This window comes from Nitratireductor sp. GZWM139 (assembly GCF_030068685.1).
Classification (GTDB): domain Bacteria; phylum Pseudomonadota; class Alphaproteobacteria; order Rhizobiales; family Rhizobiaceae; genus Nitratireductor; species Nitratireductor aquimarinus.
In genome coordinates, this window is sequence record NZ_JAMQML010000014.1 from 69,527 (window position 1) to 93,950 (window position 24,424).

At 62.4% G+C, this 24,424-nt stretch carries 29 protein-coding genes and 1 pseudogene; 10 read left to right on the top strand and 20 right to left on the bottom strand.

What is annotated here, in order from left to right; all coding sequences use genetic code 11:
* Positions 1–27: 27 nt before the first annotated feature.
* Positions 28–1,005 (bottom strand): Bug family tripartite tricarboxylate transporter substrate binding protein, encoded by a 978-nt coding sequence (locus NDI72_RS16710; RefSeq protein ID WP_113157038.1) that lies wholly within the window; start codon positions 1,003–1,005, stop codon positions 28–30.
* A 137-nt stretch (positions 1,006–1,142) separates the two neighbouring features.
* On the opposite strand from NDI72_RS16710, the gene NDI72_RS16715 reads away from it, so the two are divergent.
* A complete protein-coding gene (locus NDI72_RS16715; protein WP_113157039.1) occupies positions 1,143–2,051 on the top strand; it encodes a LysR substrate-binding domain-containing protein in 909 nt (302 codons plus the stop codon).
* 9 nt (positions 2,052–2,060) lie between these two features.
* Here NDI72_RS16715 and NDI72_RS16720 read toward each other — a convergent pair whose 3' ends face one another.
* From NDI72_RS16720 to NDI72_RS16730, 3 genes are all read right to left on the bottom strand, one after another.
* Entirely contained in the window at positions 2,061–2,366 is a 306-nt protein-coding gene (locus NDI72_RS16720; RefSeq protein ID WP_113157040.1) for an XRE family transcriptional regulator, read from the bottom strand.
* A 71-nt stretch (positions 2,367–2,437) separates the two neighbouring features.
* A complete protein-coding gene (locus tag NDI72_RS16725; protein WP_206546453.1) occupies positions 2,438–3,274 on the bottom strand; it encodes a universal stress protein in 837 nt (278 codons plus the stop codon).
* Between the two features lie 96 nt (positions 3,275–3,370).
* Positions 3,371–3,820: a pyridoxamine 5'-phosphate oxidase family protein gene (locus NDI72_RS16730; RefSeq protein ID WP_206995926.1), complete on the bottom strand. Its 450-nt coding sequence runs from the start codon at positions 3,818–3,820 to the stop codon at positions 3,371–3,373.
* 244 nt (positions 3,821–4,064) lie between these two features.
* On the opposite strand from NDI72_RS16730, the gene NDI72_RS16735 reads away from it, so the two are divergent.
* From NDI72_RS16735 to NDI72_RS16750, 4 genes and pseudogenes are all read left to right on the top strand, one after another.
* Positions 4,065–5,357 carry an NAD(P)/FAD-dependent oxidoreductase gene (locus NDI72_RS16735; protein WP_283801062.1) on the top strand — a complete coding sequence of 431 codons (1,293 nt, stop codon included), beginning with the start codon at positions 4,065–4,067 and terminating at the stop codon, positions 5,355–5,357.
* Positions 5,358–5,369: 12 nt separating this feature from the next.
* A complete protein-coding gene (locus tag NDI72_RS16740) occupies positions 5,370–5,729 on the top strand; it encodes a DUF5368 domain-containing protein (protein ID WP_206553087.1) in 360 nt (119 codons plus the stop codon).
* 118 nt (positions 5,730–5,847) lie between these two features.
* A pseudogene (locus NDI72_RS16745) lies at positions 5,848–5,982 on the top strand (helix-turn-helix domain-containing protein); the annotation flags it as partial.
* Positions 5,983–6,270: 288 nt separating this feature from the next.
* Entirely contained in the window at positions 6,271–6,777 is a 507-nt protein-coding gene (locus tag NDI72_RS16750; RefSeq protein WP_283801064.1) for a helix-turn-helix domain-containing protein, read from the top strand.
* Here NDI72_RS16750 and NDI72_RS16755 read toward each other — a convergent pair.
* Positions 6,751–7,074 (bottom strand): DUF1801 domain-containing protein, encoded by a 324-nt coding sequence (locus NDI72_RS16755; protein WP_283801065.1) that lies wholly within the window; start codon positions 7,072–7,074, stop codon positions 6,751–6,753. The genes NDI72_RS16750 and NDI72_RS16755 overlap by 27 nt on opposite strands.
* A 7-nt stretch (positions 7,075–7,081) precedes the next feature.
* Positions 7,082–7,471 (bottom strand): VOC family protein, encoded by a 390-nt coding sequence (locus tag NDI72_RS16760; protein WP_113157160.1) that lies wholly within the window; start codon positions 7,469–7,471, stop codon positions 7,082–7,084.
* Between the two features lie 280 nt (positions 7,472–7,751).
* Here NDI72_RS16760 and NDI72_RS16765 point away from each other — a divergent pair, with 280 nt between their 5' ends.
* On the top strand, positions 7,752–8,333 hold the full coding sequence (locus tag NDI72_RS16765) for a TetR/AcrR family transcriptional regulator (protein ID WP_283801066.1): 582 nt from the start codon (positions 7,752–7,754) through the stop codon (positions 8,331–8,333).
* A gap of 6 nt (positions 8,334–8,339) precedes the next feature.
* Positions 8,340–8,627, top strand: a complete 288-nt coding sequence (locus NDI72_RS16770) for a YciI family protein (RefSeq protein WP_113157048.1) — start codon at positions 8,340–8,342, stop codon at positions 8,625–8,627.
* A 501-nt stretch (positions 8,628–9,128) separates the two neighbouring features.
* Here NDI72_RS16770 and NDI72_RS16775 read toward each other — a convergent pair.
* From NDI72_RS16775 to NDI72_RS16825, 11 genes are all read right to left on the bottom strand, one after another.
* Complete coding sequence (locus NDI72_RS16775) at positions 9,129–9,380, bottom strand: YMGG-like glycine zipper-containing protein (protein WP_206546460.1); 252 nt, start codon at positions 9,378–9,380, stop codon at positions 9,129–9,131.
* A 290-nt stretch (positions 9,381–9,670) separates the two neighbouring features.
* On the bottom strand, positions 9,671–10,138 hold the full coding sequence (locus NDI72_RS16780) for a VOC family protein (RefSeq protein WP_283801067.1): 468 nt from the start codon (positions 10,136–10,138) through the stop codon (positions 9,671–9,673).
* A 143-nt stretch (positions 10,139–10,281) separates the two neighbouring features.
* Positions 10,282–11,034: an ABC transporter ATP-binding protein gene (locus NDI72_RS16785; RefSeq protein WP_113157050.1), complete on the bottom strand. Its 753-nt coding sequence runs from the start codon at positions 11,032–11,034 to the stop codon at positions 10,282–10,284.
* On the bottom strand, positions 11,028–12,095 hold the full coding sequence (locus NDI72_RS16790; RefSeq protein ID WP_206553084.1) for a FecCD family ABC transporter permease: 1,068 nt from the start codon (positions 12,093–12,095) through the stop codon (positions 11,028–11,030). Before NDI72_RS16790 ends, NDI72_RS16785 begins: the two co-directional genes overlap by 7 nt.
* Entirely contained in the window at positions 12,092–13,267 is a 1,176-nt protein-coding gene (locus NDI72_RS16795) for an ABC transporter substrate-binding protein (protein ID WP_283801068.1), read from the bottom strand. The genes NDI72_RS16790 and NDI72_RS16795 overlap by 4 nt, the downstream gene beginning before the upstream one ends.
* Positions 13,260–14,480 carry an MFS transporter gene (locus tag NDI72_RS16800; protein ID WP_283801070.1) on the bottom strand — a complete coding sequence of 407 codons (1,221 nt, stop codon included), beginning with the start codon at positions 14,478–14,480 and terminating at the stop codon, positions 13,260–13,262. The genes NDI72_RS16795 and NDI72_RS16800 overlap by 8 nt, the downstream gene beginning before the upstream one ends.
* Entirely contained in the window at positions 14,477–16,366 is a 1,890-nt protein-coding gene (locus tag NDI72_RS16805) for an IucA/IucC family protein (RefSeq protein WP_283801071.1), read from the bottom strand. The genes NDI72_RS16800 and NDI72_RS16805 overlap by 4 nt, the downstream gene beginning before the upstream one ends.
* Entirely contained in the window at positions 16,366–17,505 is a 1,140-nt protein-coding gene (locus NDI72_RS16810; RefSeq protein WP_283801072.1) for an NAD/NADP octopine/nopaline dehydrogenase family protein, read from the bottom strand. The genes NDI72_RS16805 and NDI72_RS16810 overlap by 1 nt, the downstream gene beginning before the upstream one ends.
* Positions 17,502–18,512: a cysteine synthase family protein gene (locus NDI72_RS16815; protein ID WP_113157054.1), complete on the bottom strand. Its 1,011-nt coding sequence runs from the start codon at positions 18,510–18,512 to the stop codon at positions 17,502–17,504. The genes NDI72_RS16810 and NDI72_RS16815 overlap by 4 nt, the downstream gene beginning before the upstream one ends.
* Positions 18,445–19,887 carry a Y4yA family PLP-dependent enzyme gene (locus tag NDI72_RS16820; protein ID WP_283801074.1) on the bottom strand — a complete coding sequence of 481 codons (1,443 nt, stop codon included), beginning with the start codon at positions 19,885–19,887 and terminating at the stop codon, positions 18,445–18,447. The genes NDI72_RS16815 and NDI72_RS16820 overlap by 68 nt, the downstream gene beginning before the upstream one ends.
* Positions 19,884–20,315 carry a ParB N-terminal domain-containing protein gene (locus NDI72_RS16825; protein ID WP_283801076.1) on the bottom strand — a complete coding sequence of 144 codons (432 nt, stop codon included), beginning with the start codon at positions 20,313–20,315 and terminating at the stop codon, positions 19,884–19,886. The genes NDI72_RS16820 and NDI72_RS16825 overlap by 4 nt, the downstream gene beginning before the upstream one ends.
* Before the next feature lie 204 nt (positions 20,316–20,519).
* On the opposite strand from NDI72_RS16825, the gene NDI72_RS16830 reads away from it, so the two are divergent.
* The 3 genes from NDI72_RS16830 to NDI72_RS16840 are packed head-to-tail and all read left to right on the top strand — an operon-like array spanning position 20,520 to position 21,931.
* Positions 20,520–20,987: a group III truncated hemoglobin gene (locus NDI72_RS16830; protein ID WP_206548946.1), complete on the top strand. Its 468-nt coding sequence runs from the start codon at positions 20,520–20,522 to the stop codon at positions 20,985–20,987.
* Positions 20,980–21,462 (top strand): hypothetical protein, encoded by a 483-nt coding sequence (locus tag NDI72_RS16835; RefSeq protein ID WP_283801077.1) that lies wholly within the window; start codon positions 20,980–20,982, stop codon positions 21,460–21,462. Before NDI72_RS16830 ends, NDI72_RS16835 begins: the two co-directional genes overlap by 8 nt.
* 4 nt (positions 21,463–21,466) lie before the next feature.
* Positions 21,467–21,931, top strand: a complete 465-nt coding sequence (locus tag NDI72_RS16840) for an RrF2 family transcriptional regulator (protein ID WP_283801079.1) — start codon at positions 21,467–21,469, stop codon at positions 21,929–21,931.
* Positions 21,932–21,970: 39 nt separating this feature from the next.
* Here NDI72_RS16840 and NDI72_RS16845 read toward each other — a convergent pair whose 3' ends face one another.
* The 3 genes from NDI72_RS16845 to NDI72_RS16855 all read right to left on the bottom strand — a co-directional run bounded on the left by NDI72_RS16845 (position 21,971) and on the right by NDI72_RS16855 (position 24,407).
* Positions 21,971–22,435, bottom strand: coding sequence for a pseudoazurin (locus NDI72_RS16845; RefSeq protein ID WP_113157058.1), 465 nt, complete (start codon positions 22,433–22,435; stop codon positions 21,971–21,973).
* A 114-nt stretch (positions 22,436–22,549) separates the two neighbouring features.
* The gene (locus tag NDI72_RS16850) at positions 22,550–24,016 is read right to left on the bottom strand and encodes a M81 family metallopeptidase (protein WP_283801081.1); all 1,467 of its coding nucleotides are present in this window, start codon (positions 24,014–24,016) and stop codon (positions 22,550–22,552) included.
* 25 nt (positions 24,017–24,041) lie between these two features.
* Positions 24,042–24,407, bottom strand: coding sequence for a RidA family protein (locus NDI72_RS16855; RefSeq protein WP_113157060.1), 366 nt, complete (start codon positions 24,405–24,407; stop codon positions 24,042–24,044).
* Positions 24,408–24,424 lie beyond the last annotated feature (17 nt).

The window sequence follows — 24,424 nt, forward strand, 5'->3', positions numbered from 1 at the left end:
CCGCGTCCTCCTGGTTCTTAAGTTGGCTTACTGAATGTAGCCGAACTCGCGGGCGAGCCCGTTGAACAGCTCGTACTGCGACTTGGCATAGGCAGGCATGTCTTCCTTGCCAGCCGTGGAGATGGAGCCGCGGCGCTTGGCCAGCTCAAGCCAGGTCTCGTCCTCGCCAACCTTGTTGAGGGTTTCCTGCCAGCGGGTCACGACCTCTTCCGGCAGATCCTTCGGGCCGTAGAGTGCGCTCCAGCCGGTGATCTGGCCAGCCTTGTCGAAGCCGAGCTCGGCTGCGGTCGGGACGTCAGGCAGCGTGTCCATGCGCGACGGTGCGTAGACCATCAGAGCGCGCATCTTGCCGGACTCGATGTGCGGCATCAGCGAACCGGCCGCGATGGCGAGGAAATCCACATGGCCGCCCAGAAGCGCGGTCGCGAGAGCGCCGCCGCCCTTGTAGGGCACGAGGGTCGCTGCCGTCAGCGGGTCGAGTTCATTGTCGGCCAGCAGCGCCTGAACGGTGAAGCCGTCAATGGCGGTCGCGCCGGATGCGCCATAGGTGAGGGCGCCCGGCTCGGCCTTCATCGCCGCGATGAGCTCTTCAGCCGACTTGTAGGGGGAGTTTTCCGCCACGGCGAGGATCATCGGGGTTGCTTCGAGCGAACCGAGGAAGGTGTAGCCATCCCAACCGACCGGGGAGCTTTCCTGAACCGCCGGGTAGAGCGCCATGCCGACGCGGGCGAGAAGAAGCGTGTAACCGTCCGGCTCGATCTCGGAAACGAAACGAGCGCCGATCATGCCGCCATTGCCCGGCTTGTTGACCACGACAACCGGCTGGTCGCCGAGATAGTCACGAGCGGTCTCGGCCAATGCGCGCGCCGCCATGTCCGAAGCGCCGCCTGCGCCATAAGGCGCAACGATGGTCACGGCCTTTTCCGGATAATCGCCCGCGTGCGCCGTGCCGGCGGCGAGAACGAGAGCGGCAGCAGCCACAATGTTTTTCAGTACAGATTTCATGCAGGGTCCTCCCTGGGAGAGTGAAGCCATTCGCCCGGATGGACCGAGCGCACGCTTTTTTTGCACAGCATGCTTTATTTCGCAAATTATGCCTGTTAGTATTACTATTATTAATAGTGACTATTGAGGATGCGCAGATGAACCTGAAGCAGCTCGAGGCGTTCGACGCCTTCATGAGCCATGGTTCCGCAACGCGCGCGGCAGCGGCGCTGAAGATCAGCCAGCCCATGGTGAGCCGCCTTCTCGGCCAGCTGGAAGAGACGATTGGCTTCCCCCTGTTCGTGCGCAAACGCAACCAGCTCATGCCGACGCATGAGGCGATCCTGTTCCACACCAATGTCTCGCGTTCACTGACCGCGTTTCAGGAGCTTGAGCGCGAAGCGCGCGCCATCGCCAACCGGCAGGTGGGGCGCATCGTGGTGGCTGCACAGCCGATCTATGTGGACACGTTCCTGCTGGATGTGGTGGCGCGCTTCAAGCAGACGCATCCGGACGTGGCGGTGAAGATCGTCGATACGGGCCTTGAAGAGCTTCTGCGCATGTTCAACGAGGGAAGCTGCGATCTGGGCGTCGGCATCACGCTGGATGCGAGCCCCTATGGCGCGAGCCTGATTAACCTGGGGGCCTGCGAGGCGCGTTGCCTGATCCCGAAAGGGCACAGGCTGGCGGGCAGGGATGTGGTGCAGATTGAAGATTTGCGGCGCGAAGTGTTTGTGGAGCTGGCGATCGGCAGCCCGCTGCGCACCCGCGTCGACTACATGATGCAGACCGCCGGCGCGCAGCGCCAGATCGCGGCGGAGGCGCGCACCCTGCGCGCGGTGCACGGCCTCGTGCGGCGTGGCGTCGGCATTGCCATCGTCGATCCGTTCAGCAGTCTTCTGCCTTCGGGCGACGATGTGATCGAGCGGCCGCTAAAGCCCTCCATCCCATGGGAAATGGCGATCTTCCATCACGAAGACCGCCCGCTGAGCCGCATCGAAAACGCCTTCATCGACACGATCCGCGCCGAGATCGGTATGCTGCGCGAGCAGGGCGTTCTCTCCTGAAGAAGGCCCTCAGGGCACGTCATTGTCGGCGGCGCGGCCGCCTTCGCTTTCCCAGTCGGACATGCTTCTGGAAAGGGTCGCATCGAACCGAAGGCGCACACCTGCGCCGCCATATCTGTCTTCATCGATGAACTCCGCGCCAAGCGTCTCAAGCGCCGTCTCGATGCTTTCAAGCTGCGCATCATCCGGTTCCGACAGCATCTGCTCATATTGCTCGATAACGAAGATCGGCACATTCGCGGCATTGGCCAGCACCTCTCTGGAAACGCGGGTCATGGCCCGCGCCGCGCGGCACTGTTCGGGTGTGATCGACATTGCAGACGTTTCCCTTTCGTCGGTTTGGCGCGCCTCTCGTTCAGCGTGCCCCCATTCAGCGTGCCCCGTGCTCAGCGCGCCATGAAGACCGGCACTGCCGGTTCTTCGATCATCGACCGCGTGACGCCGCCGAAAATGCGTTCGCGCAGCCGCGAATGCCCGTAAGCGCCCATGACCACAAGATCGGCCTGCATGTCCTGCGCGCGACGCTGAAGCGTATCGGCGACGCTGCGGCCGGAGCTGGTGACGCGCTCCACGGTCACTTTCGCACCCAGGCGGGCCAGATAAGTCGCAAGATCCGCGCCCGGTTCTTCGCCATCCGCGCGCTCGCCGGCCTCGGGGTCGATCATCACCACATGAACATTGCCGGCAGCCGCGAGCAGGGGCCTTGCCTCATGCACGGCCCGCGACGCCTCCAGACGGCAATCCCAGGCAATCATGATGTTGCTCGCGACGAGCGCCATGGGCCTGTCGTCCGGGAAGATCATGGCGGGAATCTGGGCATGGAAGAACAGGCCGTTCAGCACCGGGCCGCGCAGATCCTCGTTGTTTCTGAGATCCGCTCCAATGACGGCGAGATCCGCATAGCGCGCCCGGCGGCCGACCACATCGTCCACCACGGTCCGCTCCACGAAAACACTGTCGACATCCGCCGAAACCTGCGCCCTGGCGATGATATCATTGACCTCTTTCACCCGCTGGCTGAGGCGCTCGATATCTGCCTGGCGCTCGACGGCCCAGGTTTCCGAAACGGTGGCGGCATAGGTGCCAACCGGCGGTGGAGCGGCGATGCCGAGCACCTGAACGGCCAGATGAGACTCGTTCTGCTCGCAAAGCGTCAGCGCCTGCTTCAGGTCATTGTCGCCCTGACTGGCAGAGATCACACAGAGTATTGTCTTGTAAGACATCGTCGCTCTCCCAAAACCGTTGAATGCAATCAAGTATGGTCTCTGTCCGGCCCATCCGCCTTGTTCTGGATCAAGGCGGAAGGCTGCGCCATGGCTCTACTCCGCCTCACGGTCGGCCAGCCGGCCCGACATTTCCTCGACCCCAATGCGGAAGAACAGGTGCGGCTGTTTCGTCGTGACGGGAAGAACCGGCTTCAGACCGCCAGGCAGCCACCAGTTTTCGTGCTGGCTCAGCAATTGCCACGCCTGCTCACGCTGCTTCTTGTGGCCGATCTCGTTTGGCAGTTCCTCGAAACGGCCATTGACGACCACGCTGCGCCAGCCCTTCTCGTCCTTCTCCTCAATCAGCATCGAAACACGCGGATTGGCGCGCATGAAATCGATCTTGCGACCGGGAAGCGAGAAGGCATAAAGGCTGCCCTGCGCATGCACATAGTGGATCGTCGCCAGATAGGGCTCGCCATCCCGGGCGCAGGCAAGCCGGCCGAGCCGGTTGCGATCCAGCACCGCGACGCATTCTTCTTCTGTCAGGGAGCGAATGATCATCGAGCCTGTTTCCTGCTGCTGCCATTGCCTCTGACCTTCAGCCGAAACCGACTGAAAGTCGTTGATGCAGATCAAGGGCATTCCATTCCTGTCGACAGGATGCGAGATCTGCGCGTCGACAGTATTGCATCACCCCGCTTGATCTTAATCAAGGAAAATAGCCGTCTATTGTCTTATCCATCGCAATGAATGTGGCTCCGGATGAAGTATCCCGCAGGCCACGACAAGCAGGGAGGCTCTGACCTTGAACAGACGCCAGTTCATCACTCTTTCCGCCGCCGGCGCCCTTCTTGGCGCATCCGCCCACACCGCGCCGGCCCAGACCGTGAAAACATCCGCTTCCATCGTGATCATCGGGGCAGGGGCCGCTGGCACATCGCTCGCCAACCGCCTGGTGCGCAGGCTCGATGGCGCGAAGATCACCATCGTCGATCCAAGCGAGCGGCATCTTTATCAGCCGGGACTCTCCCTCGTTGCAGCCGGGCTGAAACCGGCAGATTACGTCGTCTCCTCGACGGCGCACTGGCTGCCGGACGGCATCGACTGGATTGCCGAGGCCGCCACGGAAATCGACCCGGAAGCCCGCACGGTCACGACCAGCGGCGGCCAGACGGTTCGCTATGATCTCCTCGTTGTGGCACCGGGCCTGGTTCTGGATCACGACGCCATCGAGGGGTTCTCGCTCGACATGGTCGGCAAAAACGGCATCGGCGCGCTTTATGCGGGACCGGACTATGCCGCGCGGACCTGGGCTGCGGCCTCGAAATTCACCGAGGAGGGCGGTATCGGCGTGTTCACACGGCCCGCCACCGAAATGAAGTGCGCGGGCGCGCCGCTCAAGCACACCTTCCTCATCGACGACATTGCCAGAACCAACGGCAATGCCGGCAAAACGGAGATCATCTACGCCAACAATTCGCAGGCGCTATTCGGTGTGCCCATCGTGGCCGAGAAGGTGCGCATGCTGTTTCAGGATCGCGGCATCGCGCCGGCGCTCTCGCATGTGCTGAAGCGTGTGGACGCCGGCCGCCGGATCGCCACCTTCGACACGCCGGAGGGCGAGAAGGAGCTTGGTTACGACTATCTCCACGTGATCCCGCCGCAGCGCGCGCCCGATGTGGTGCGCCAGTCGGGCCTTTCCTGGGCGGACAAATGGACCGATCAGGGCTGGGTCGAGGTGGACATGCAGACGCTGCGCCACCTGCGCTATCCCGATGTTTTCGCGCTGGGCGATGTGGCTGGCGTGCCCAAGGGAAAGACCGCAGCCAGCGTGAAATGGCAGGTGCCGGTGGTCGAGGATCATCTGGTCGCGGCCATTGCGGGGAACGAAGGCACGGCAAGCTACAATGGCTACACCTCATGCCCGATGATTACCCGCGTGGGCCGGGCGATGCTGGTCGAGTTCGACTATCAGAACAATCTCGTTCCATCGTTTCCGGGCATCATCGCGCCGCTGGAGGAATTATGGATCAGCTGGCTGATGAAGGAGCTGGCGCTCAAGCCGACCTACAACGCGATGCTGCGCGGCGAAGCCTGAGAGGACAGGATCATGAAAGACCTTACATTTGGCACGATGATCGCGGTGTTCGAAGAAATGTTCGGACGCGGTCTGTTCTGGTTTCTGGTTGTGGCGGCCGTGGTGATCACGCTGGCCTATATCTATGTGCTGATCCGCGACCGCTCGGTTTCCATGAAGAAGTTCCTGTGGGCGCAGCTTTCCATGCCGTTCGGCGCGGTGGCGGCGGTGGCGCTGGTGCTGTGGGTGACGAAATCCAGCCTGTCGGATCTCGGCGGGCCGATTGACGTCATCATCTTCCTCGGCATCGCGGCGCTGGGCGCGGTGGGACTTTCGATCCTCGTCTACACCGCCGGCTCACTCATCGCACCGCCGGAGCGCTCGGATGGTTAGATTGGTTCCATAATGTATGTTATGCGATCATTTGATATAACAGGGTGAGTCCTATCTTGAAGTGCGACTTGCGACTTGCGAGAGATAACAACGACTTATCTCTCGCAAGGAACACCCCATGAAACGCACCTACTCACAGATTGGCGTGGATGAACGCCGCAAGATTGCCCGCTGGCGGATGGCCGGCATTAGCGTTGACCACAACGCCGCGAAACTCGACCGGCATCGTTCAACGTTTTTCCGCGAGGTCAAATAGCGGGCATTCGTGACAAAGCCACCTGCCAGCAGCCTCCAATGACTGTCATGCGGACGAGCCAGCCGTTGCTTCGCTCTGGATCAGCGGCAGCTATTCGTTTACTTTGACTGTCATGCCCGCATTGACCCAAGCTACCCCCCCTGCGTTCATCGCTGGACCTACGCAGTTGGGGCCAACGAAGTCTCGGTGGTTCTTCCAGATGGTTGTGTCGATCTGCTTGTCTTGTCCTGCGGCAGGGCGGGAAGCGAGGTTCTTCAAGTCACTGACTGGGACTTCGCGCCAAGGTTGGTCAGGCTCGACGCAGGAACCTGCCTGACTGGATATCGGCTGCGGCCTGGCACCACGCTAGACCTTGCCGAATTCGAGATCGCGGACCGTGACGTGTCGAACCTTGATACAGAGATCGAAGCCCTCACGCGGCATGACCAAGAGATTTCGGAAATCATCGATGCCCTTTGCTTGCCGGGCAACAGCGTTCATCGCCTGGCCCGGCAACAGGGCGTATCGGAAAGAACCCTGCAACGTCGGTTCAGGCACCTGTCGCTTCCAACCCCGGCCTTCTGGCGTCAGCTGGGTCGGGCCCGGCGGGCGGTTCAGGCCCTACCATGTCGCGTTCCGCTTGCCGAGATCGCGGCGCACTACGGCTATAGCGACCAGGCCCACATGACGCGAGAGTTCGTGCGGTGGTTCGGCTGGACGCCCGTCCAACTCCGCCGGAACCCTGCTGCGATTGCCGATCTGGCGCAACCCGGGCTTGGCAACTGGTCATTGGAGATCGCGGGCCTGACGTAGGAAATCCCCGCATCGCTTGTCCACGATGTCGGCGAGGCTGGCGAGCTTGATGTGACGCCGGTGCTTTCCGCCGCCTTCTAGCACCTTTTCCGGATCAGCCAGCTGCGCGCCGTTGGTGAACTCTAGGGAAACGTGGTCCTTGTAGGCGAAAATCCCGCAGAACTGCGATTTGGGCTGCCCGGGAACGCTCTCGACCATGGTTCCCCCATATTTCGCGACAAAGGCCGCCTCCGGCTCGACCGTTGCGACAACAGCTTTCAACTGAGCGACAATTTTGGCTTTCTCTGACTCCTCCATCATGGCCTCAACCCGGCAACTGTACTGCTGTGCAGATTTCGATCAGATACCCATTCGGGTCCGCCACGTATGACGTTGTCTGCCCCCATGGTTCATCGCGCGCGTCCTGAATGAGCGTGGCCCCCGCGTCGAGCGCCCTTTGCAGGGTGCCAGCCACATCCTCCGTCTCGAATGCGATCTCGAACGTCGGGGCGTCCGGTCTCGGCAGCGCCGGGTCCTTGTCCAACTGACGCATGAGGGTTCTTGAGGAGAAAGCCAGTTTGGTTTCCCCTGTTAGCAGCTCGCCGTAATCGCCGCTTTCGTGAAGGAAGCCGCGTTCGAACCCAAAAGCCTTTTCGAAGAAGTCGAGCGACGACGAGACGTCATCCACGTAGAGAATCGTGTAGCGAAAGATCATGTGAGGTGTCTCCAACAATGCGACCACAACGATAGGCCACGATGGGATGGCGGTCTTGAAGAAAGCCGACATTCAGCGGCTGCGCAGCATCACGCACTCCGGGCTCCAACCCGCCATTTTGACAGCAGTCATTCGGATTGCTGGTGTACGGCCCCGGCGACCGCTCTGAGCCCATGCTACCGAATGCTGCGCGATGCACGACGGCCGCTTTCGGAGTTCGTGTTTGACGGATTAGGACGCTCGCCCTAATCTCGACTGCAGCGACTCTTCAGGGGCCTCCATGTCACGATCAGCCACTCGCAAACGTATCGAAGAAAAGGCCGATGCCCTCTTCTACGAAGCAGGTTTCGAGGCGACATCCTTTGCGGACATTGCGGGAGCGGTCGGCATCTCCCGCGGCAATTTCTACCACCACTTCAAATCCAAGGACGATATTCTCGACGCGGTCATTGACCGTCGCCTGGCAGCAACACAGACACTGCTCGAGTCCTGGGAAACGGATTCCGCACCGAAAGACCGAATACGGTCTTTCATCCGTATCCTCATCACCAATCGGACCAAGATCATGGCATTCGGATGCCCGGTCGGGACGCTAACGACCGAGTTGGCCAAGCTGGATCACATCGCAGAATCGCGCGCCGCCGAGATTTTCGGCCTGTTTCGCGACTGGCTTGCGGATCAGTTCAGGGCGCTCGGGCATAAGGACGATGCCGATGCTCTGGCGTTGCATGTTCTCGCCCGCTCGCAAGGCATCGCAGTGATGGTCTCCGCCCTCAAGGATGAGGCATTCCTCAGGGCGGAAGTCTCCGCGCTGGAGGCGTGGCTTGACCGACTTCCCGTTCAAACCTCAACGAAAGACTAGACAACAGTGTTCATCATCTATCTCCGCTTCTCCGAAAACAAATCAGCCGCCTCGGATTTCATGCCGGCCCACAACGAATGGATCGCTCAGGGTTTCGGCGACGGCATCTTTCAGTGTGTGGGCTCCCTGACACCGGAAGGCGGCGGCGCGATTCTGGCGACAGGAGAAAGCCGCGAAGAGATCGAGAGGCGTATCAATACCGATCCGTTCGTAGAGCACAATGTCGTCATTGCCGAGATCACCGAAGTCGACGTCAAGAAGACAACACCCGCGCTTGACTTCTTGAAAGCCTGAACGATGCCAAAGCTCTTCACATGAGCCGATGGTGAACCACGCTGTAGCTGGTCAGGTGCGGCGCCGGAGTTCCTCGACTATTACGACAAGGAATGGGGTTCTCCGGTTGCCGTCTACGCTCGGAACGCCAGCTTTCGGGCAGCCGCCAGTACTCATGGGATGACAGAGATGGAGCCGCCACCTGTCCTTCTCCAGAAGGAGACGATCAGGCTGTCAAAGTAAAAGCCAGAGGACTAAGGACAGAAAAATGGTGCGAAGCCAGCAGGGATCAGCCTGCGGTGAGAAAACGGCAACGCCGAACATCGCCGCAAAAGATCACGAAAATGAAGCGCGTCAATTCATAACTGTCTAAGGCCGCGCGAAAGCGTCACCGGGCCGAGCAATGAAGTTCCCTGGGCACGAACGATTGTCGATGCCTCAGGGATTGCGGCGCATCCGGCAGAAAATCCTGTCGGACGTCTAATTCCGCCAATTGAAAATCCTGCACATTCGGATCGGGAACTACTTACGGCACCGGGCCCTGTAGATCCGACCGTCGCGACCGCGATATTCGCAATATCCGTTGCGAAGGTTTCGAACGAGAAGCCCGCCCAGCGCCCCTGCGCCGGCGCCAATAAGCGCTCCTCGACCACCATCGGCCAATCCGCCAACGACGGCGCCTGCTGTGGCCCCCACGCCAACGTCCCGCTCTGTGGTGGTGCAGCCAGCTATGGCAAAGGCGGCTGCTGCAACGACAAGTATATTCCGAACCATCGTGTACCTCACAAAAATCCACCCATTGGCACCCTAAAAGGCTACACTTGTTGCAATCTTCAAACAAGCGGCTCCGTCTCACCATCGATTTCAAGAGGATGCAGGCAGGCGCCAGCGCGTTGATTTACGGTGAGCAAATTCGCGTAAGGAACCATGCTAGCGTGGAGTTCTCCGGCTCATGACAAACTTCCGGTTCCTCAGGGACGAACTATACAACTCCGTAACAAGCATGCAGCCGCCGGCGTTTCACTCTCCGCCATCGCTCTGGCTTCACTACTCCCATCACACACCTACTCCCCGTGCCAGCCCTCAATGGACCAGCCTGTCAGGTTCTGAACCTCCTCGCGGGAAACGGATCGGACAGGCTGGATGAATGTCCAGACATGTCCCTCGGGATCGCGTGCGCGATAGGTGCGGTCGCCGTAGATCTGGTCTTCCGGCTCCTGCAAAATCTCTGCGCCGGCCTGTCGGGCGTGCTCGCAATGATCGTCGAGCGCGCCCTTGAGCTTGATGTAGAGAGCCTGCGTGTTCTTCGCACCCACCGAGGCCGGGCTGGCGACATGGGAAGACCATTCGGAATCGACGATGATGTAGGCATCCCCGATGCGCATTTCGGAGTGAACGAGTTCACCGTCCCTGTCCCGCACCACGGTATGACGCTCAAAACCGAATGCGCGTTCGAGCCAGTCCAGTGCTGCGGTCGGATCGCGGTAGAAGACGCCCGCCCCCAGCGTGGCGCGCCTGAATGGGTCCTGCATGTTGCCGCTCCCGAAATCGGCCGAGATGTGCGCAGGCGCCGATCAGGCAAGCCATGATGCACTCAGCCACAACAGTTATAGATTGCAGCCGGTTCGAAGCATTTCCGGGCGGGTCGCGCAAGACTGAACGTCGAATGGCTCCCTCAGATCGCCTCATCCACGATGAGATGCGGTTCGCCCCGTGAGCAGGGCTCGACGCGGGCGCGCACGCGGAAGCTGGTGGCGAGGTTGTCGGGGGTCAGTACATTGGCCGCCGGCCCAAAAGCATGAAGCGTTCCGTTTGACAGAATCGCCACCTCGTCGGCGAATTTCAGCGCCAGGTTGAGGTCGTGCAGCGCGATCAGGACGAGCATGTCCTTTTCGCGCGCCAGCCCGCGCACACAGCTCAGGGCTTCCAGCTGGCGGTTCATGTCGAGCGCGCTGGTCGGCTCGTCCAGAAGCAACACCTGCGGATCGCGCACGAGGCACTGGGCAAGCCCGACAAGCTGGCGCTGCCCGCCACTCAGTTCCGACAACACCTCGTCGGCGAGATGGTCGATGCCAAGCGTTTGAAGCGTCTGGTCGACCGCCATCAGGTCACCGTTTCGCAGCCGCCAGCCGCTCACCTGCTTGCGGGCCAGAAGAACGGCCTCGAAGACGGTCAGAACCGCACTGCCGCTCTGGTCCTGCGGCATGTAGGCGATGGCCCGGGCGGGATCGCGCACATTTCTGATGCTGAAGGAGCCCGGCCCTGGCAGAAGGGCGGCGATGCGGCGGAAGAGGGTCGACTTGCCCGCCGCGTTGGGGCCGACAATGGCAACCACCTTGCCGCCGTCGCAGGGCGGCAGCGTGATGTCGCGCAGCACATCGCGCGACCCGAAGCGGACGCCGAGGCGATCCGTGCTCAAAACTACCATATCTCTCTCCCGTTCTTGAGGATCAGATAGAGGAAGACCGGCAGGCCGACGGCCGCGGTCACGATACCGATGGGCAGCACGACGCCGGGCACGGCGACCTTTGCCAGGATCGAACTCAGCGACATGATCAGCGCGCCGGTCAACGCGCTTGCCGGCAGGAGAAAACGCTGGTCCTCGCCCACCATCATGCGCGCGATATGCGGGCCGACGAGCCCCACGAAGCCGATCGTGCCCACAAAGGCCACCGGAATGGCCGAAAGGAGCGATACGAGGATCAGCGTTTCAAGCCGCAGGCGGCGCACCGGTATGCCGAAGCTGGCCGCCCTCGCCTCGCCCAGCCGCAGCGCGGAAAGCTGCCAGCGGCGGCGCAGGAAGATCGGCAGCGTGATGGCCACGGCAAACGCGGTCATGAAGAATTTTGGCCATGTGGCCTTGGCGAGGCTCCCCATGGTCCAGAACACGATGGCAGCAACCGCCTCCTGATTGGCGAAATACTGGGTGATGGCGAGCGCGGTGTTGAAGCTGAAGACAAGCGCGATGCCGAACAGAACGATGGTCTGGATGGACGCCCCGCGCCTGATGCTCGCCATGTGGATGAGGCAGGCCGTCGCCATGGCGACCACGAAAGCGTTGACCGCAACCACATATTCGCCCGCTGCCGGAATGAGCGCGACACCGAAGGCGATGGCCAGCGCCGCGCCGAAGCTCGCGCCGGCTGAAATGCCCAGCGTGAAGGGGCTCGCCAGCGGGTTGTTCAAAATGGTCTGCATCTGCGCCCCGCCAATGGCGAGCGCCATGCCCACGACGATGGCCATTAAGGCGGCCGGCGTGCGGATGGACCAGACGATGACCCGCATCTGCGCATCGGCCTCGGCCGGCGCGATCAGCGTGCGCGCCACATCCCAAAGGCCATAGCTTGCAGGGCCGGTGGCGATGTCACCGATCAGCGCAAGAACGAGAGCGACGGAGAGTGCGGCGAGAACGAGCTTTCGCCGCAGGGTCAGCGCCTGATAGGAGGTGCGCCCCGAAAGGGGCGCTGTTTCACTGCGAATGCCGGTCATGACGGATTGTCGGACAGGCTCACGGCGTAGCCCGGCAGATAGTCCACGGGCAGGAAGCGGCGGTGATATTCCGCAAATGTCTCGTCCGGGTCCAGATCGGCAAAGAGCTCGGGATGGAACCATTTCGCCATCTGCTGCACGGCCACGAAATCATAGGGGCTGTTGTAGAACTGGTGCCAGATGCCGTGGAAATTCTGCTTTTCCTGCGCCTCGGTGCCGGCATAGGCATTGCGCGTCGTGTACCAGTCCAGCTTTTCGCGCGCGTTTTCGGTGTCTTCGCCCGGACCGACCGGTATCCAGCGTCCGCCTGGAACATAGGCTTCCCAGTCCGCGCTGGTAACGACCACATGCTCCGGATTGGAGACGATCACCTGCTCCGGGTTGAGCTGGCCGAAGGTCGCGGGCAGGAAATCGCTGCCGATATTGTGGCCGCCGGCGAGCTCGACATATTTGCCAAAATTCTCCGGCCCGAATGTGAGGCAGCATTCCTCCGAATAGCCGCCGATGCGCTCGATGAACACGTTCGGTCGTTCAGGCCTCTGCGCGGCGATGACATCGGTCACCTCGGCCATTGCCTTGCGCCGAAAGGCGACGATTTCCTCGGCCCTGTCCTCGCGGCCCATGATCTTGCCGAGAAGGCGGATTGTCGGATCGGTGTTTTCGAGCGGCATGTGCCGGAAGTCCACATAGAGAACCGGAATATCGAGCGCGGCGAGCTTCTCGACATATTCGGCGTCCTCATTGGCGCGCATGGCCTCGAGGTTGAGCAGAACCACATCGGGCTTCTGGATGATGGCCGACTCGATATCGATCAGACTGTCTTCCTGCCCCTTGAACGTGGTGAGGTCCGCAAGCTCGGGAAACGCCATCAGATACTGCGCATAGGTGGCGGGGTCCGCCTCGATCAAGTCGTTGCGCCAGGCGACGATGAGCGAAAGCGGGTTTTCCGGGGCGAGCGATGCAATGAGGTAAAGCTGTCTGCCCTCGCCCAGCAATATCCGCTGAACGGGCGCCTGAACGGCGACCTCGCGGCCTGCAATATCGGTCACGACAAGCGGTGCCTGCGCCTGAGCCGCCGGCCTGTCTTTGGCAAGAGCCAACCCTGATGGCACGGTCAGGGTCAGCAGAACTGCCATGGCGATGGAGCCAAGCAGGGTTCGTCTTTCAGTCATTTGAAATCTCCTGTTTGTTTGAGTGTCGCTCCCTCAGCCATGTGCCGAGCGCGATGCAGGTGGAGAGGGCGTAGAGGGATGAGACGAGTGGGAACGCGGCTTCCAGTCCCAAGAGCCGCGTTGCGATGACGCCGGCGGTGATGCCGATCACGGATGCGCCCTGCTGCCAGCTTTGCGCGAGGCCAAGCGCCCGCCCCTGCCGGTCGCCCGGCGTGGCTGCCGAGACAAGCGAGAGCAGAACGGGCGTGGTGCCGCCCAGAAGCACACCCCAGAGGAAATAGAGCATGGTGAACGTCGCAACGGAGCTGGTGGCCCCGGCGAGATGCGTGACGAGCAGGCACGCGGTCGAGATCAGCACGCTCCAGCCCAGCACAAAGGCGTTGGGCCGCTCTTCGAGGAACCGCGCCCACAGCGGCGCGGCAAGCACGAAACCGAGAGCGAGCAGGCCGTAGCTGAAGCCGGCAACCCAGTGGGCCGCGCCGAAGACCTGCGTCATGTAAAGCGCAAACGGAACCTGAAGCACCATGCGGCTGGCAATGAGCGTGCTCATCAAAACAAAGAGCGCGGTGACAGGCGCTTCGGCCGGCCGCGCCTGCACCCTGCCCGCGCCCACGGCGGGCGCTTCGCCCTGCGGTGTCGGCAGGCTTAGCCAGGCGACAAGGGCGCAGAGGGCGCAGACCGCGCCGGCGGTGAGGTTGATCACGGCGAAGGGATAGGCATCGAGGATCAGCCCGCCCAGAAACGCGCCGCCAAGCGAGCCCACATTGGTGGCCACCTGGAGCCAGGCGAACAGGCTTGTGCGGTCCCTGCCCCCGGTGACCTGAACCCCATAGGCCTGCGCTGGGGCGATATAGCCCGCGCATCCCCCCTGCAAAAAGCGCAGGGCCATGATGGTCCACACATCGGTTGCGAAGGCCACCAGCAATTGCGTGACGGCCAGCCCCGCAAGCGCGCGCACCATCATCAACCGGTTGCCGTAGCGGTCTCCCATCCGCCCCCAGAAAGCGCTGGTCAGCGACATGCCGAGCATGGGGAGCACGTAGACGCCGATGCCGGCAAGGGCGAAGGCGTTTTCAGAAGCGCTCAGCGCCTCGATGTGCAGCGGCCAGAACGGCCCGCTCATCTCCATTGCGCCCATGGAAACGAATTGCAGCGCAAAGAGCAGAACAAAGACCGGCCCGAAGCCGCGAATGACCGTTGCCGTGAGCGTCATTGCACCTCCGCCAGCGGATTGGGCAGCGTGTGCTCGGCGCGGTAGTCGCGGTATCGCTCCAGATGCATGCGCAGAACGGAGCGCGTCGGCCAGGGCTCTTCGAGAAACGCCGTTCGCTCCCGCTGCCAGAAGGCGTCGCTCAGCATGCGCGGGCGCAGCGCGTCGAAAACGCTTTCCGCTTCTTCTCTGAGAATGCGCCACAGGCCTGTGCCGCCGCGCTCATAGTGATCGGTGAGGGTGAGCGCGATCTCGTGCAGATGGCAGACGAAGCAGGCATCAATGAGGAAGGACCGCACCGGGCCGATATCCTCGTCGAACGTGGTGGGCAGAATGCCCTCCCGCACGAAGGGTTTCAGCCGGAAGCCGCGTTCCTCGAAAAGCGGTGCGAAGCTGCGGCCATCGCCGAAATCGCGGATCAGCAGTTTTCGTGGCCTGCCCGCCGCATCGAACAGGATGGTGCTGTTCTGCTGATGCGCCTCGAAGGCGATGCCATAGAGCAGATACATGGTGAGCACAGGCTCGATGATGGTGCGTGCATAGGAGCGGAAGAAGGCTTCCACCGCCGCATCGCCCTCGCCGCCCTCGTCTCCCCGGGCGATCAGCTCGCAGATGAGAGGCCGGCCATCGAGCGGGCTTTCGGCAAGAAGGGCGGCAACGGCGACCGCGATCTGACCGTCGGCAAGCTTCAGCACATCGGTGTTGCGATAGACAACCGAGAGAAAGCGGCCGGGATGCTCATCGCCCGTTTCGGGATCGCGGAGGATCGCGCCCAGCTCCTCGGTGAAAATGTCGAGCCTGTCGGTTAGCGCCTCCCCTTCGCGCATCAGGATATCGCGGATCATCGTGCTGAGGCGCGGCCCCATATGGATGGACTTGGCCTGCAGGGTGCGCTGCTCGCTGGTCATCCAGATCGCGACCGGCAGTTTGATGAAGGGGCGCGGGGTTTGCGTCTCCGGCAGCATGGTGCGGAACGACATGGAAGGCAGCGTCACCAAGTCGGGGCCTTCCGGGTCGAGCACGCCACGGGCGATCTCGTCTGCAAATTCGTGGCGCACGAAATGCGTCAGATGCCAAGCATGGATCGGCAGCGGTATCCACTCCGTTACCACCTGGCCGCACGCCTCCAACCGGTGCGACCAGTCCCGCCAGCAATCGGGGAAATTCTGCGCGAACCAGTCGGAATAATCGGCCACATGAGGCATTCTCTCGACATGGGCCCAGTCCCTGCGCAGCGCGGCAATACGCACCGGCACCCGCGCGCCGAACTCGGGCGAGAACGCTTCCACGTCTTCTGCCGAGAGGCCCGGGCGCGCCTTCCACGTTGGATAGAAGGGGTGCCCTTCAAGCGCGCCCCATTGATCGAGGAACATCGCCGCCAGATGGGGCGGCAGGGTCTCCTGCAGATAGGCAAGGAGGCCGGGGGCCTTCCCATCATCGATCCGGCGTCGCAGCCCCGCGCTCCAATCCGCGCGGTAGCGACGCGCCAGAATGTCGTTTGCCATGCTGTTTTCGATGTCGCGCAGGAGATGTGTGATGCCATTGGCCGCGGGCGACATGGCAAGGCTCGGGGCAATCGCCCGCACCAGCGTGACGGGGTGCTCGATGCGGGCGCGAACGCCTGCCGCATCCACAAGCTCCATCGGTCCGAAATTGCGCAGTGTGCCGGCGGGCGCACGACGCAGATCAGCGAAATGGAGAACCCGGCGCGATGGCCAGAGCGGAAGTTCCGCCTCATTTCTGTCCCCGGCCCATTGCAGGGCCGCCGGATCGAGCAGGCCTTCGGCGAACAGGCAGCGGATGAGCCTTCGTAGTGCGTTCTGCACTGCGTTTTCCCGCAAAGGCGCTTCATCGAGACTGGCGGCGGTGTAAAGGCGAATGTCATCCATCACGCAGCCTCCGGCCAGTTGCGGGGCAGATAGGCCGGCGCGGTTTCGGCCAACCCGCCGTGATAATCACAGGCCCAGCGATAGGTTTTCGCGATGTTGGGAACCGCCACGCCGAGCCGTTTCGCCATCTCAACCAGCAGGGCCTGCCCGAAACCGATGTCCTCGTGGAAGGCGCGGCTTTCGCGGTCGATCACCAGCCCCCGCCCCTGCGGATCAGGCGTCATGGGGGCTTCGATACCGGCATAGGCGCGGTTCGTGCGCAGGAGCGAATAGAGGCTTCGGGCATCCCCGATCTGGTCGCCATAGGCTTCGATCAATTCCTGCCGGAGCGGCTTCACGCTGCTGAGATCGATGCCGAGCTTCGCCTCTGCCGCATGGCGGATCGCCTGATTTTCCGCATCACACGCCTCAAGCAGATCCGCGCCATTTTGCGGGCAATCGCTCCACCAGCAGACCGGTGCGTCGAACGCTCTGCCCTGCCATGGCCCGTCCGGGCCGATCAGGCCGTAGAGCACGGCCGGGTGCATGAGCGCATTGCCGGGGGTGAGCGTGATTTCCAGATAGTCGCGCAGCATCGTCACCGGGGCCGCAAACAGCCTGGCAAGCAGGCCAGCCAGTTCCGCACCGTGGGCGTCATCCTCGCGGCGGTGAAGCGCTGCATAAAGCTGCGCCTTTGCACCGCCCATGCGCACGCGCTTTCCGGGCGTCAGGTCGAACGCCGTGTGGGGCACATCCTTCATGCCCCAGATCACGACATTGTCGTGTCCAGCCAGAATCTCGGCGGCCAGCCAGTCGAACCCGCAAAAGCCGGGAATCGCGCCGAGAAAGACGCGCCTCTCCTGCGGAAGGTGTGGCGCAAGCTGTTCAAGAAGCCCGGCGCGCGCCTGTGCGGGCTGGGTCACCACAACGAGATCCGTCTGCGAGAGCGCCCGCTCGGCATCCGCGCCCACATAGTCTGGCCGCGCCGAGAGCACACCGCCGTCAGCGGTGTGCGCCTCCCACTGGCCCTCGCCAGAGGCCCAAAAATCGGCCAGTTCGGCGTTCCGGGTGAAGACGGAAACGCTGACATTCGGCTGCTGCCTGAAAAGCACTGCGTTGAGATGTCCGGTGCGGCCCGCGCCGCAGATCGTGACCTTCATGCCGCGCACGCCATGCCGGAGAGCCAGAATTCGAGCTGCTCGCCAATCGCGGGGTCGAGCAGGTTGCGTTTGAGCATCCAGTCATCATCGAAGATGGAGCCCAGATATTTCTCGCCGCCATCGGCCACCACGGTGACAACCGTGCCCGAAAGATGGCCCGACGCGATGAATTCCAGCGCCTTGTAGATGGTACCGCCCGTGGAGCCCCCGACCAGAAGACCATGATGGCGGGCGACATGGCGCGCGGTTTCAAACGCCTGCGTGTCGGTAACCTGCACGCCTTCATCGATGCAGGTGTAATCGAGCACTTTGCCCACTTCGTCGCCGGCCGGGGTTCCCGTGCCAGACTGATAATAGGCATGTCCCGGCTTGCCGAAGACGATGGAGCCGGCAGGCTCCACCGCGATCGTGCGAATGCGCGGGTTGTGCCGCTTCAGACGCCGGGCGATGCCGGTCATGGAGCCGCCGGTACCGACACAGCCCACAAAGGCGTCGATCCCTCTGGGAAACTGAACGAGCAATTCATCGACAAAGCCGGCATAGCCATCCGGGTTCGCCGGATTGTCGGACTGGTTCATGAAGAGCGCGCCGGGTAGCTGCGCGCCAAGCTGTGCGGCAAGCCGCTGCCGCTCCACCACCGCAACCTCGTCTTCGCGAAAATCGCCTTCGACAAAGCGGATCTCCGCGCCGAGCGCCCGCATGGTGCGGATCTTGTCGGGTGCGGCGTGGTGGTCAACCACGGCGATAAAGCGCAGACCGAACTCCTGTGCGGCAAGCGCCAGGCCTATGCCGGTATTGCCGGAAGAGGATTCAACAATCGTCCCGCCGGGGGAAAGCCTTCCGTCTTCAAGTGCGGCAATGACCATGCTGCGCGCCATGCGGTCTTTCATCGAACCGCCTGGATTGTTCTTCTCGATTTTGAGTGCCAGCGTAGCGTCGCTATTCGGCACAGGGATCGTCATGACCGGCGTATAACCGATCAACTGGCCAATGGTGCTGCAAAGCATGTGCGCCTCTCGTCAGTGAGTCAGGAACAAGAGCTGGCTGCCCATTTGAGTCCTGAACCACGCGAAGGCGGCCCGGCATCGGGTGGCGATGAAATTCGTTTTCGAGGAGGTCCATCTGGTAGCCGCCAGTGTTGGCGCAGACCAGAATGTCTCCGGCGCGTGGTGCAACCGGAAAAGTGAGCCATCGGTTGCACAGCACGTCTTCATCCAGGCAGCTGTGGCCTGCGATGTAGGCACGAACGGGCCTGGATAAACGTGCTGCGCGCGCCGTCGGCAAAAGGATCGGATCGACCAGAAATTCGGACGAAAACCACGTCTCGCAGGCGCTGAAACTGCTGCCTTCGACGAAGATGACATGGTCATCGGCGGTGAGCGCCTTGACCCGCAGAATCCGAAAGAGCGTCAGCGCCGTCTGATCGGCGAGCGCGCGCCCCGGCTCCAGCCCAAGCGTCAGCGCTTCGCGCTTCAGATAATCCGCAACGCTGTGGCCATCACCCATGGGAGCGTCGAGCAGATGGCGCAGCCAGTCGGCGGCGGAAAGCGCGCCCCCATAGGGATAGAACGCGGATGGCACTCTTCCGGTTCGATAATCGTCAGGCCTCTGCGCCTGCAAATGCGCGCGATAGGCGTGCGGATCGACATATTGCGCCGGCAATCCGCCGCCAATGTCGATCATGCGCGGGGCGAGCCCCATGGCGCGGGCTTGAGCGATCAGCGGAGCGGCCTCAAGCAGCGCTTCTGCGCGCTTCTCCCAGGCATAACCACTTATATGAAAATGCAGCCCATCGAAGCGCAGTCTCTTTTCGGCGGCAATGCGCGCAAGGCAGGCGCGCAGGCGCGGTGCGGGCATGCCGAAACGGCTCTTTTCATGACCGGCAGGCTGCAGGCGCAAAAGCACCGGCTGCACACACTCCCGGTCTGGAAGGCGGGCGATCAGATCATCGAGTTCTTCCGGTGAATCGACCGAAATCAGGGCCTGACAATCGATCAGGGCTTCGTGAAACGCCCGGGATTTCGCCGGTCCCGTTGCCACGAGCTTTCCCCCATCGGCTCCGAGATGCAGGGCGTCCTGAAGCTCATAAAGGCTCGATACGTCGATGCCTGCACCGGCTTTCAATGCCGTGGCCATGAGGCCCGGTGATTTGTTGACCTTGGCGCCATAATAGACCGCATGGGCGACGCGACACTGCGCGAAAACCGCCTCCATCGCGGCAAGATTCTTCGCCAGCTGTCCGGGCCAGATCAGGTTGAGCGGGGAGCCGTGCCGGTCGATCCACTCCATTAGAAGCGTGCTTTCTTCGGCCAGAACTCTTTCGATTTCCGGGCTTAAGACGGGGGAGAGCCCGGCACTGGGCTTGTGGCCATGAAACGTCACGGGCGCGCCTCGGGCGCTGGCCCGAAGAAACGCGGCGCGATGCCCGGGTGACGCAAATGGCCAAGCGGCAGCGCGCAGTCGGGCAGATCCTCCACGAATAGATGCCGCGTTGTCTTGCTCGGGAATTTGCGGCCGCTGCGCGCCATCGCGAAGATGCGCGCTGGCGTTATCGTCATGCCCGGCCGCCAGCTCTCCACCTTCACATCGCAATAGTCGCGCAACACGACCGGAACGACGGCAAGACGCAGGCGCTGGGCGACGGCGAGACGATGATGGCCATCCATCACGAACAGGGCGTTCCTCTCGACCGCGATGGGCACGGTCCAGAAGCCATGGCGCAGAATGACGTCCTGAAGCCCGGCAACCCGGTCGGGGTCGACGTCTTCGGTCGGTATCAGGCTTTCTGGCGAAAGGAGACGATACTGCATCACGAGTGATCCGCTGTTTTCGTTCCCAATCATCATTAATATGAGTATCTTTGTCAAGATTAAATGAGAGGCGCTGCACAACCCATGGCTGAGACCGCCGCCCCCTCGCCTGCCAGGCAGATCGGCGCTGCGACATCGCGTCTGTTGAGTGGACGCGCCTTCATGATAAAAGTGGCATCAAATATATCACTTTAGGAGCATGCCATGAGCGATGCATTGTCGGCGCGCCCAAGGCCGCAGCCGGACGAGGCCCTGAAAGACCCGGCGGTGGACCGCGCTTTCATCGGCCGTCTGGTGCGGGAATTCTATCGCCGTGTTCGCAGCGATGCGCGTCTCGGCCCGATTTTCGCCGGAGAGATCAAGGACGACTGGGAACCGCACCTGGAAAAGATGACGGACTTCTGGTGCGCCGTGATCCTGAAGGATGGCAGCTATCACGGCCGACCCGTGCCTGCGCATGTGAAGCTCACCACCGTCGAGGAATCCGACTTCGACATCTGGCTCGGCATCTTCCGGCAGACGGTTGCAGATCTGTGCGCGCCGGGCACCGCGGCGGTCTTCGTCGAGCGGGCCGAGCGCATTGCAAGGAGCCTGCGGCTGGCCATGTTCTTCCGCCTGCCTGCAGCGCTCGGACCGGATGCGGCGCGTGCGAGGAGTGCAGGCAATGCGTGAGAACGAAACCAGCCCCGCAGCGCTCGCCGCCTATGGCTTCATCGCCCTCATCTGGCTGGGCATGGTGTGCGGCGTTTCCTTTCTGGCCACACCGGTGAAATTTCAGGCGGGCTCGATGTCGCTGCCTGTCGCGCTGGAGATCGGCAATGTCACCTTCGCAGCCTTTTCGCGCGTTGAATGGGCGCTGGCCGTCCTGCTGATGATGGCGACGGTGTTCGTTTATCGGCGACGCGTGCTTCTTCTGACGACGGCGCTTCTGGTGGTGATCCTCGCTGTGCAATCCTTCTGGCTTCTGCCCGTGCTTGACGCGCGCATGGCTGCCGTCATTGCCGGTTCGCCGCTGCCAGCCTCCATGCATCACTTCATCTACGCTTCCGGCGAGGGCCTTAAAGCGCTACTCCTGCTTGGCGCATCGCTTTGCGCCCTGTTCGGTCTGGTGCGCTCCCACAGGGTTTCCGGCGCAGCGCAGGGGTGACGCCATGCGTATGACGCAGCAGACGGATTATGCGCTCAGGATGCTGATTTATCTGGCGCTGCGGGGCGATGCCGGTTGCACGGTGAGCGAGGTGGCGAATGCCTATGATCTGTCGCGCAACCATCTGCTGAAAGTCGCGCGTCGGCTTTCGCAGATGGGTGTGGTGACCACGGAGCGCGGCCGCTCCGGTGGCATCGCGCTGGTGCGTGCGCCGGAGGAAATCACCCTTGGTGCGGTGGTGCGGGAGATGGAGGAAAGTTTCGCGCTGGTCGCCTGCATGGGCGGTGGCGCGACGCGCTGCGCACTGAACCCGGCCTGCCGCCTGAGGGGCGTCGTGGCCGAGGCGCTGGATGCATATCTGGCGGTGTTCGACCGCTATTCGCTTGCCGATCTCGTGGCCGAGCGTTCCGCGCTTGCCGGGCTTCTGGGCCTTGCGCTGGAGCCTCCTGCGGCCCCGGCCCTGAACTAAAGCCGGGCAGGAAACCCGCCCGGCATAGCCCTGCCCGGATCAGTTGGCGGCGAGTTTTTCCGGCAGCGCTTCAAACAGTTCGGCAAAGTGCTTCTTCGCCTTGCCGGGGTGCTTGACCTTCGCCGCAGCGTCGGCATTTCCCGGCTCGCCGACCACCACCAGGGCGACCATCCCCATGCCGTAATGCGGGGTGCATTTGACGCCGTAAATGCCTTCTTCCGTCAGCGTCACCGAGAAATCCTTGCTGACCTTGCTGCGGAATGTTTCGGCGCCCTCAGGAACCATGCCCTTGATGGTCTCGGCATTGTGGCCGGGATCGACCGAGACGAAATTGATCGTGTCGCCGGGCTGCGCGCGAACGAAATCCGGCTCGAAAACCATCACGCCCTTCTCGCCCTTGTTGAGCATCCTGATCTCAAACTCGGCGGCGAAGCCGGGCGTTGCGACGATGCCAAGGGCAAGGCCGGCAACTAGTGCCACGGCGGCAGTTTTGATCGCTTTCATGAATGGTCTCCTGGGTTCGGCTTCGAACGCTTGATATCGACGGCTCCTTCTAGCCGTCGACATGGAGGCACACTTTGCGATTGGTCAAACAGGCCGCATTTGAGCGCAGCTTTTCTACTGGAATGCGTTCTCGTCTATCGGCCAGATTGGGCGGGCGAGTTTGGTGTATCCCGCCGTCTTCGGATTGTTCGGATAGCACCCTTCCACCGCCGCGTAGATGATCTCTTCCGCGATGGGCGCAAAACCCGCATGGAAGTGGTTGGTCGACTTGATGAGAAGCACCTGCTTTTCCAGCGGATCGACCCCGAGATTGGAAAAGATATCCGGCTCGAAGGTCTGGGTGCGGTTGGTGTTGAGCACGATGTCGATCTCGGTGCCGACAAGCCGCACCACAGCCGCCGGGCCAAGTGTGACGCGGCTGGTGCCGAAGGTCTGCCACCCTTCTTCCGCCAGCCTGCGGATTTCGAATGTGCCGTCAAATGGCGTGCCACTGGCCGCATTCGCCTTGCCGCCGATGCGCATGTCGAGAATGGTGCCCTCGCCCGCGCCATGGGCAAAGCCGACGACCTGCGGATCCCAGATGGTCGCGACACCCGCGCGCGTGATGCCGCTTTCAACAAGCGCATGCAAAAGCGCGGTGTTGTCGCCTGCGGTTCCGCCACCGGGATTGTCCCACATATCCGCGATCACGACGGGTTTTCCGCTCCTGCCGCCGGCGCCGGCTTTCGCGATGGCGTCATCGATGGAGAGGCTGTTCATCGCGGTCACGCCACGCATGCCGCGCACCTCCAGCCCCAGTTCTTCGGCCAGTGCGTCACCGGCCTCCGGCGCATTGTTCGTGACGACCATGACCTGCGTGCCAAGCTCGGGCACATCGCCGCCCATGAAGCCATGGATCAGCGAGACCGAGAGAACGCCCCTACTGCCCTGCAGCGCCTTCATGCGGTCCACGAAGGAGCGCATGGGCTCGCGGCTCGTGGGAAAGACGTCGATCATGCGGCAGTCGAAGGTGGAGATCACGGGGCGTATTTCGCCGCGCGTGGCGCGCAGCGCCAGATCCACCACATGCTCGGCGCGCTCCAGAAAATCCGTATGCGGAAACTCCAGAAAGGCGGCGAGAATGTCCGCCGCCGCAACGCGCTTCGCCGTCAGATGGCTGTGCGGGTCGAGTTCGGCGGCAACGATCACATTGGGGCCGACGATCTCGCGCACACGGGCGAGCAGATCGCCCTCGCAGTCGTCGAGCCCGCGCGCCACCATCGCGCCGTGCAGGCCGAGCACCACGCAGTCCACCGGCATGGCGGCCCGTAGCTGATCGAGAATCTCATCGCGCAGCGCCTCATAGACATCGAGACGGACATAACCGCCCGGTTCCGCCCAGGTGGCGGTGCCCTCGATCAGGGTGAACCCCTCCTCCTTCGCCCGCCTCCTCAGAACCGGGATCGGCGCGGAACAGAGCGTCGGGGTTTCGGGATGGTCGCCGGGTCCGGCGTAGAAAGCCATCTCGAAATCCCCGCGATCCGTGGGGATGGGCGAAAAGGTGTTGGTTTCGGTGGCGAGCGACGCCGTGAAGACACGCATGCGATGAGATTCCGGTTTGTCTGGATCAGAGCGGCTTGTAGGCGACGGCCTCGACCTCGATCTTGATGTCGAGCATCAGCCGCGATTCAACGGTGGTGCGGGCCGGTGGATCCTTGGGGAAGTGCTTTCCATAGACGGCGTTGAAGGGGCCGAAATCGCGCGCGTCTTCCAGCCAGACGGTCGTCTTGACCACATCGTCCAGCGAGCAGCCGGCGAGCGCCAGCGCGGCCTTGACGTTGGCCATCACCTGCTGGGTCTGCTCGGTGATGCCGCCCTGAACGACAACGCCATCCTCACCAACGGGCACCTGGCCCGAAATGTAGACGAAGTCACCGGCGCGAACGGCGGGGGAAAGCGGCACATGGGATGTGCCAAAGCACTGCTTGGTCATCGATAAACTCCGTTTTG

Excerpts from the sequence above, each read along its gene's own strand:
- NDI72_RS16710 (WP_113157038.1), bottom strand. The coding sequence starts at position 1,005 with ATGAAATCTGTACTGAAAAACATTGTGGCTGCTGCCGCTCTCGTTCTC.
- NDI72_RS16715 (WP_113157039.1), top strand. The coding sequence starts at position 1,143 with ATGAACCTGAAGCAGCTCGAGGCGTTCGACGCCTTCATGAGCCATGGT.
- NDI72_RS16720 (WP_113157040.1), bottom strand. The coding sequence starts at position 2,366 with ATGTCGATCACACCCGAACAGTGCCGCGCGGCGCGGGCCATGACCCGC.
- NDI72_RS16725 (WP_206546453.1), bottom strand. The coding sequence starts at position 3,274 with ATGTCTTACAAGACAATACTCTGTGTGATCTCTGCCAGTCAGGGCGAC.
- NDI72_RS16730 (WP_206995926.1), bottom strand. The coding sequence starts at position 3,820 with ATGATCATTCGCTCCCTGACAGAAGAAGAATGCGTCGCGGTGCTGGAT.
- NDI72_RS16740 (WP_206553087.1), top strand. The coding sequence starts at position 5,370 with ATGAAAGACCTTACATTTGGCACGATGATCGCGGTGTTCGAAGAAATG.
- NDI72_RS16755 (WP_283801065.1), bottom strand. The coding sequence starts at position 7,074 with ATGGAGGAGTCAGAGAAAGCCAAAATTGTCGCTCAGTTGAAAGCTGTT.
- NDI72_RS16760 (WP_113157160.1), bottom strand. The coding sequence starts at position 7,471 with ATGATCTTTCGCTACACGATTCTCTACGTGGATGACGTCTCGTCGTCG.
- NDI72_RS16765 (WP_283801066.1), top strand. The coding sequence starts at position 7,752 with ATGTCACGATCAGCCACTCGCAAACGTATCGAAGAAAAGGCCGATGCC.
- NDI72_RS16775 (WP_206546460.1), bottom strand. The coding sequence starts at position 9,380 with ATGGTTCGGAATATACTTGTCGTTGCAGCAGCCGCCTTTGCCATAGCT.
- NDI72_RS16780 (WP_283801067.1), bottom strand. The coding sequence starts at position 10,138 with ATGCAGGACCCATTCAGGCGCGCCACGCTGGGGGCGGGCGTCTTCTAC.
- NDI72_RS16785 (WP_113157050.1), bottom strand. The coding sequence starts at position 11,034 with ATGGTAGTTTTGAGCACGGATCGCCTCGGCGTCCGCTTCGGGTCGCGC.
- NDI72_RS16790 (WP_206553084.1), bottom strand. The coding sequence starts at position 12,095 with ATGACCGGCATTCGCAGTGAAACAGCGCCCCTTTCGGGGCGCACCTCC.
- NDI72_RS16795 (WP_283801068.1), bottom strand. The coding sequence starts at position 13,267 with ATGACTGAAAGACGAACCCTGCTTGGCTCCATCGCCATGGCAGTTCTG.
- NDI72_RS16800 (WP_283801070.1), bottom strand. The coding sequence starts at position 14,480 with ATGACGCTCACGGCAACGGTCATTCGCGGCTTCGGGCCGGTCTTTGTT.
- NDI72_RS16805 (WP_283801071.1), bottom strand. The coding sequence starts at position 16,366 with ATGGATGACATTCGCCTTTACACCGCCGCCAGTCTCGATGAAGCGCCT.
- NDI72_RS16810 (WP_283801072.1), bottom strand. The coding sequence starts at position 17,505 with ATGAAGGTCACGATCTGCGGCGCGGGCCGCACCGGACATCTCAACGCA.
- NDI72_RS16815 (WP_113157054.1), bottom strand. The coding sequence starts at position 18,512 with ATGCTTTGCAGCACCATTGGCCAGTTGATCGGTTATACGCCGGTCATG.
- NDI72_RS16825 (WP_283801076.1), bottom strand. The coding sequence starts at position 20,315 with ATGCAGTATCGTCTCCTTTCGCCAGAAAGCCTGATACCGACCGAAGAC.
- NDI72_RS16830 (WP_206548946.1), top strand. The coding sequence starts at position 20,520 with ATGAGCGATGCATTGTCGGCGCGCCCAAGGCCGCAGCCGGACGAGGCC.
- NDI72_RS16835 (WP_283801077.1), top strand. The coding sequence starts at position 20,980 with ATGCGTGAGAACGAAACCAGCCCCGCAGCGCTCGCCGCCTATGGCTTC.
- NDI72_RS16840 (WP_283801079.1), top strand. The coding sequence starts at position 21,467 with ATGCGTATGACGCAGCAGACGGATTATGCGCTCAGGATGCTGATTTAT.
- NDI72_RS16845 (WP_113157058.1), bottom strand. The coding sequence starts at position 22,435 with ATGAAAGCGATCAAAACTGCCGCCGTGGCACTAGTTGCCGGCCTTGCC.
- NDI72_RS16850 (WP_283801081.1), bottom strand. The coding sequence starts at position 24,016 with ATGCGTGTCTTCACGGCGTCGCTCGCCACCGAAACCAACACCTTTTCG.
- NDI72_RS16855 (WP_113157060.1), bottom strand. The coding sequence starts at position 24,407 with ATGACCAAGCAGTGCTTTGGCACATCCCATGTGCCGCTTTCCCCCGCC.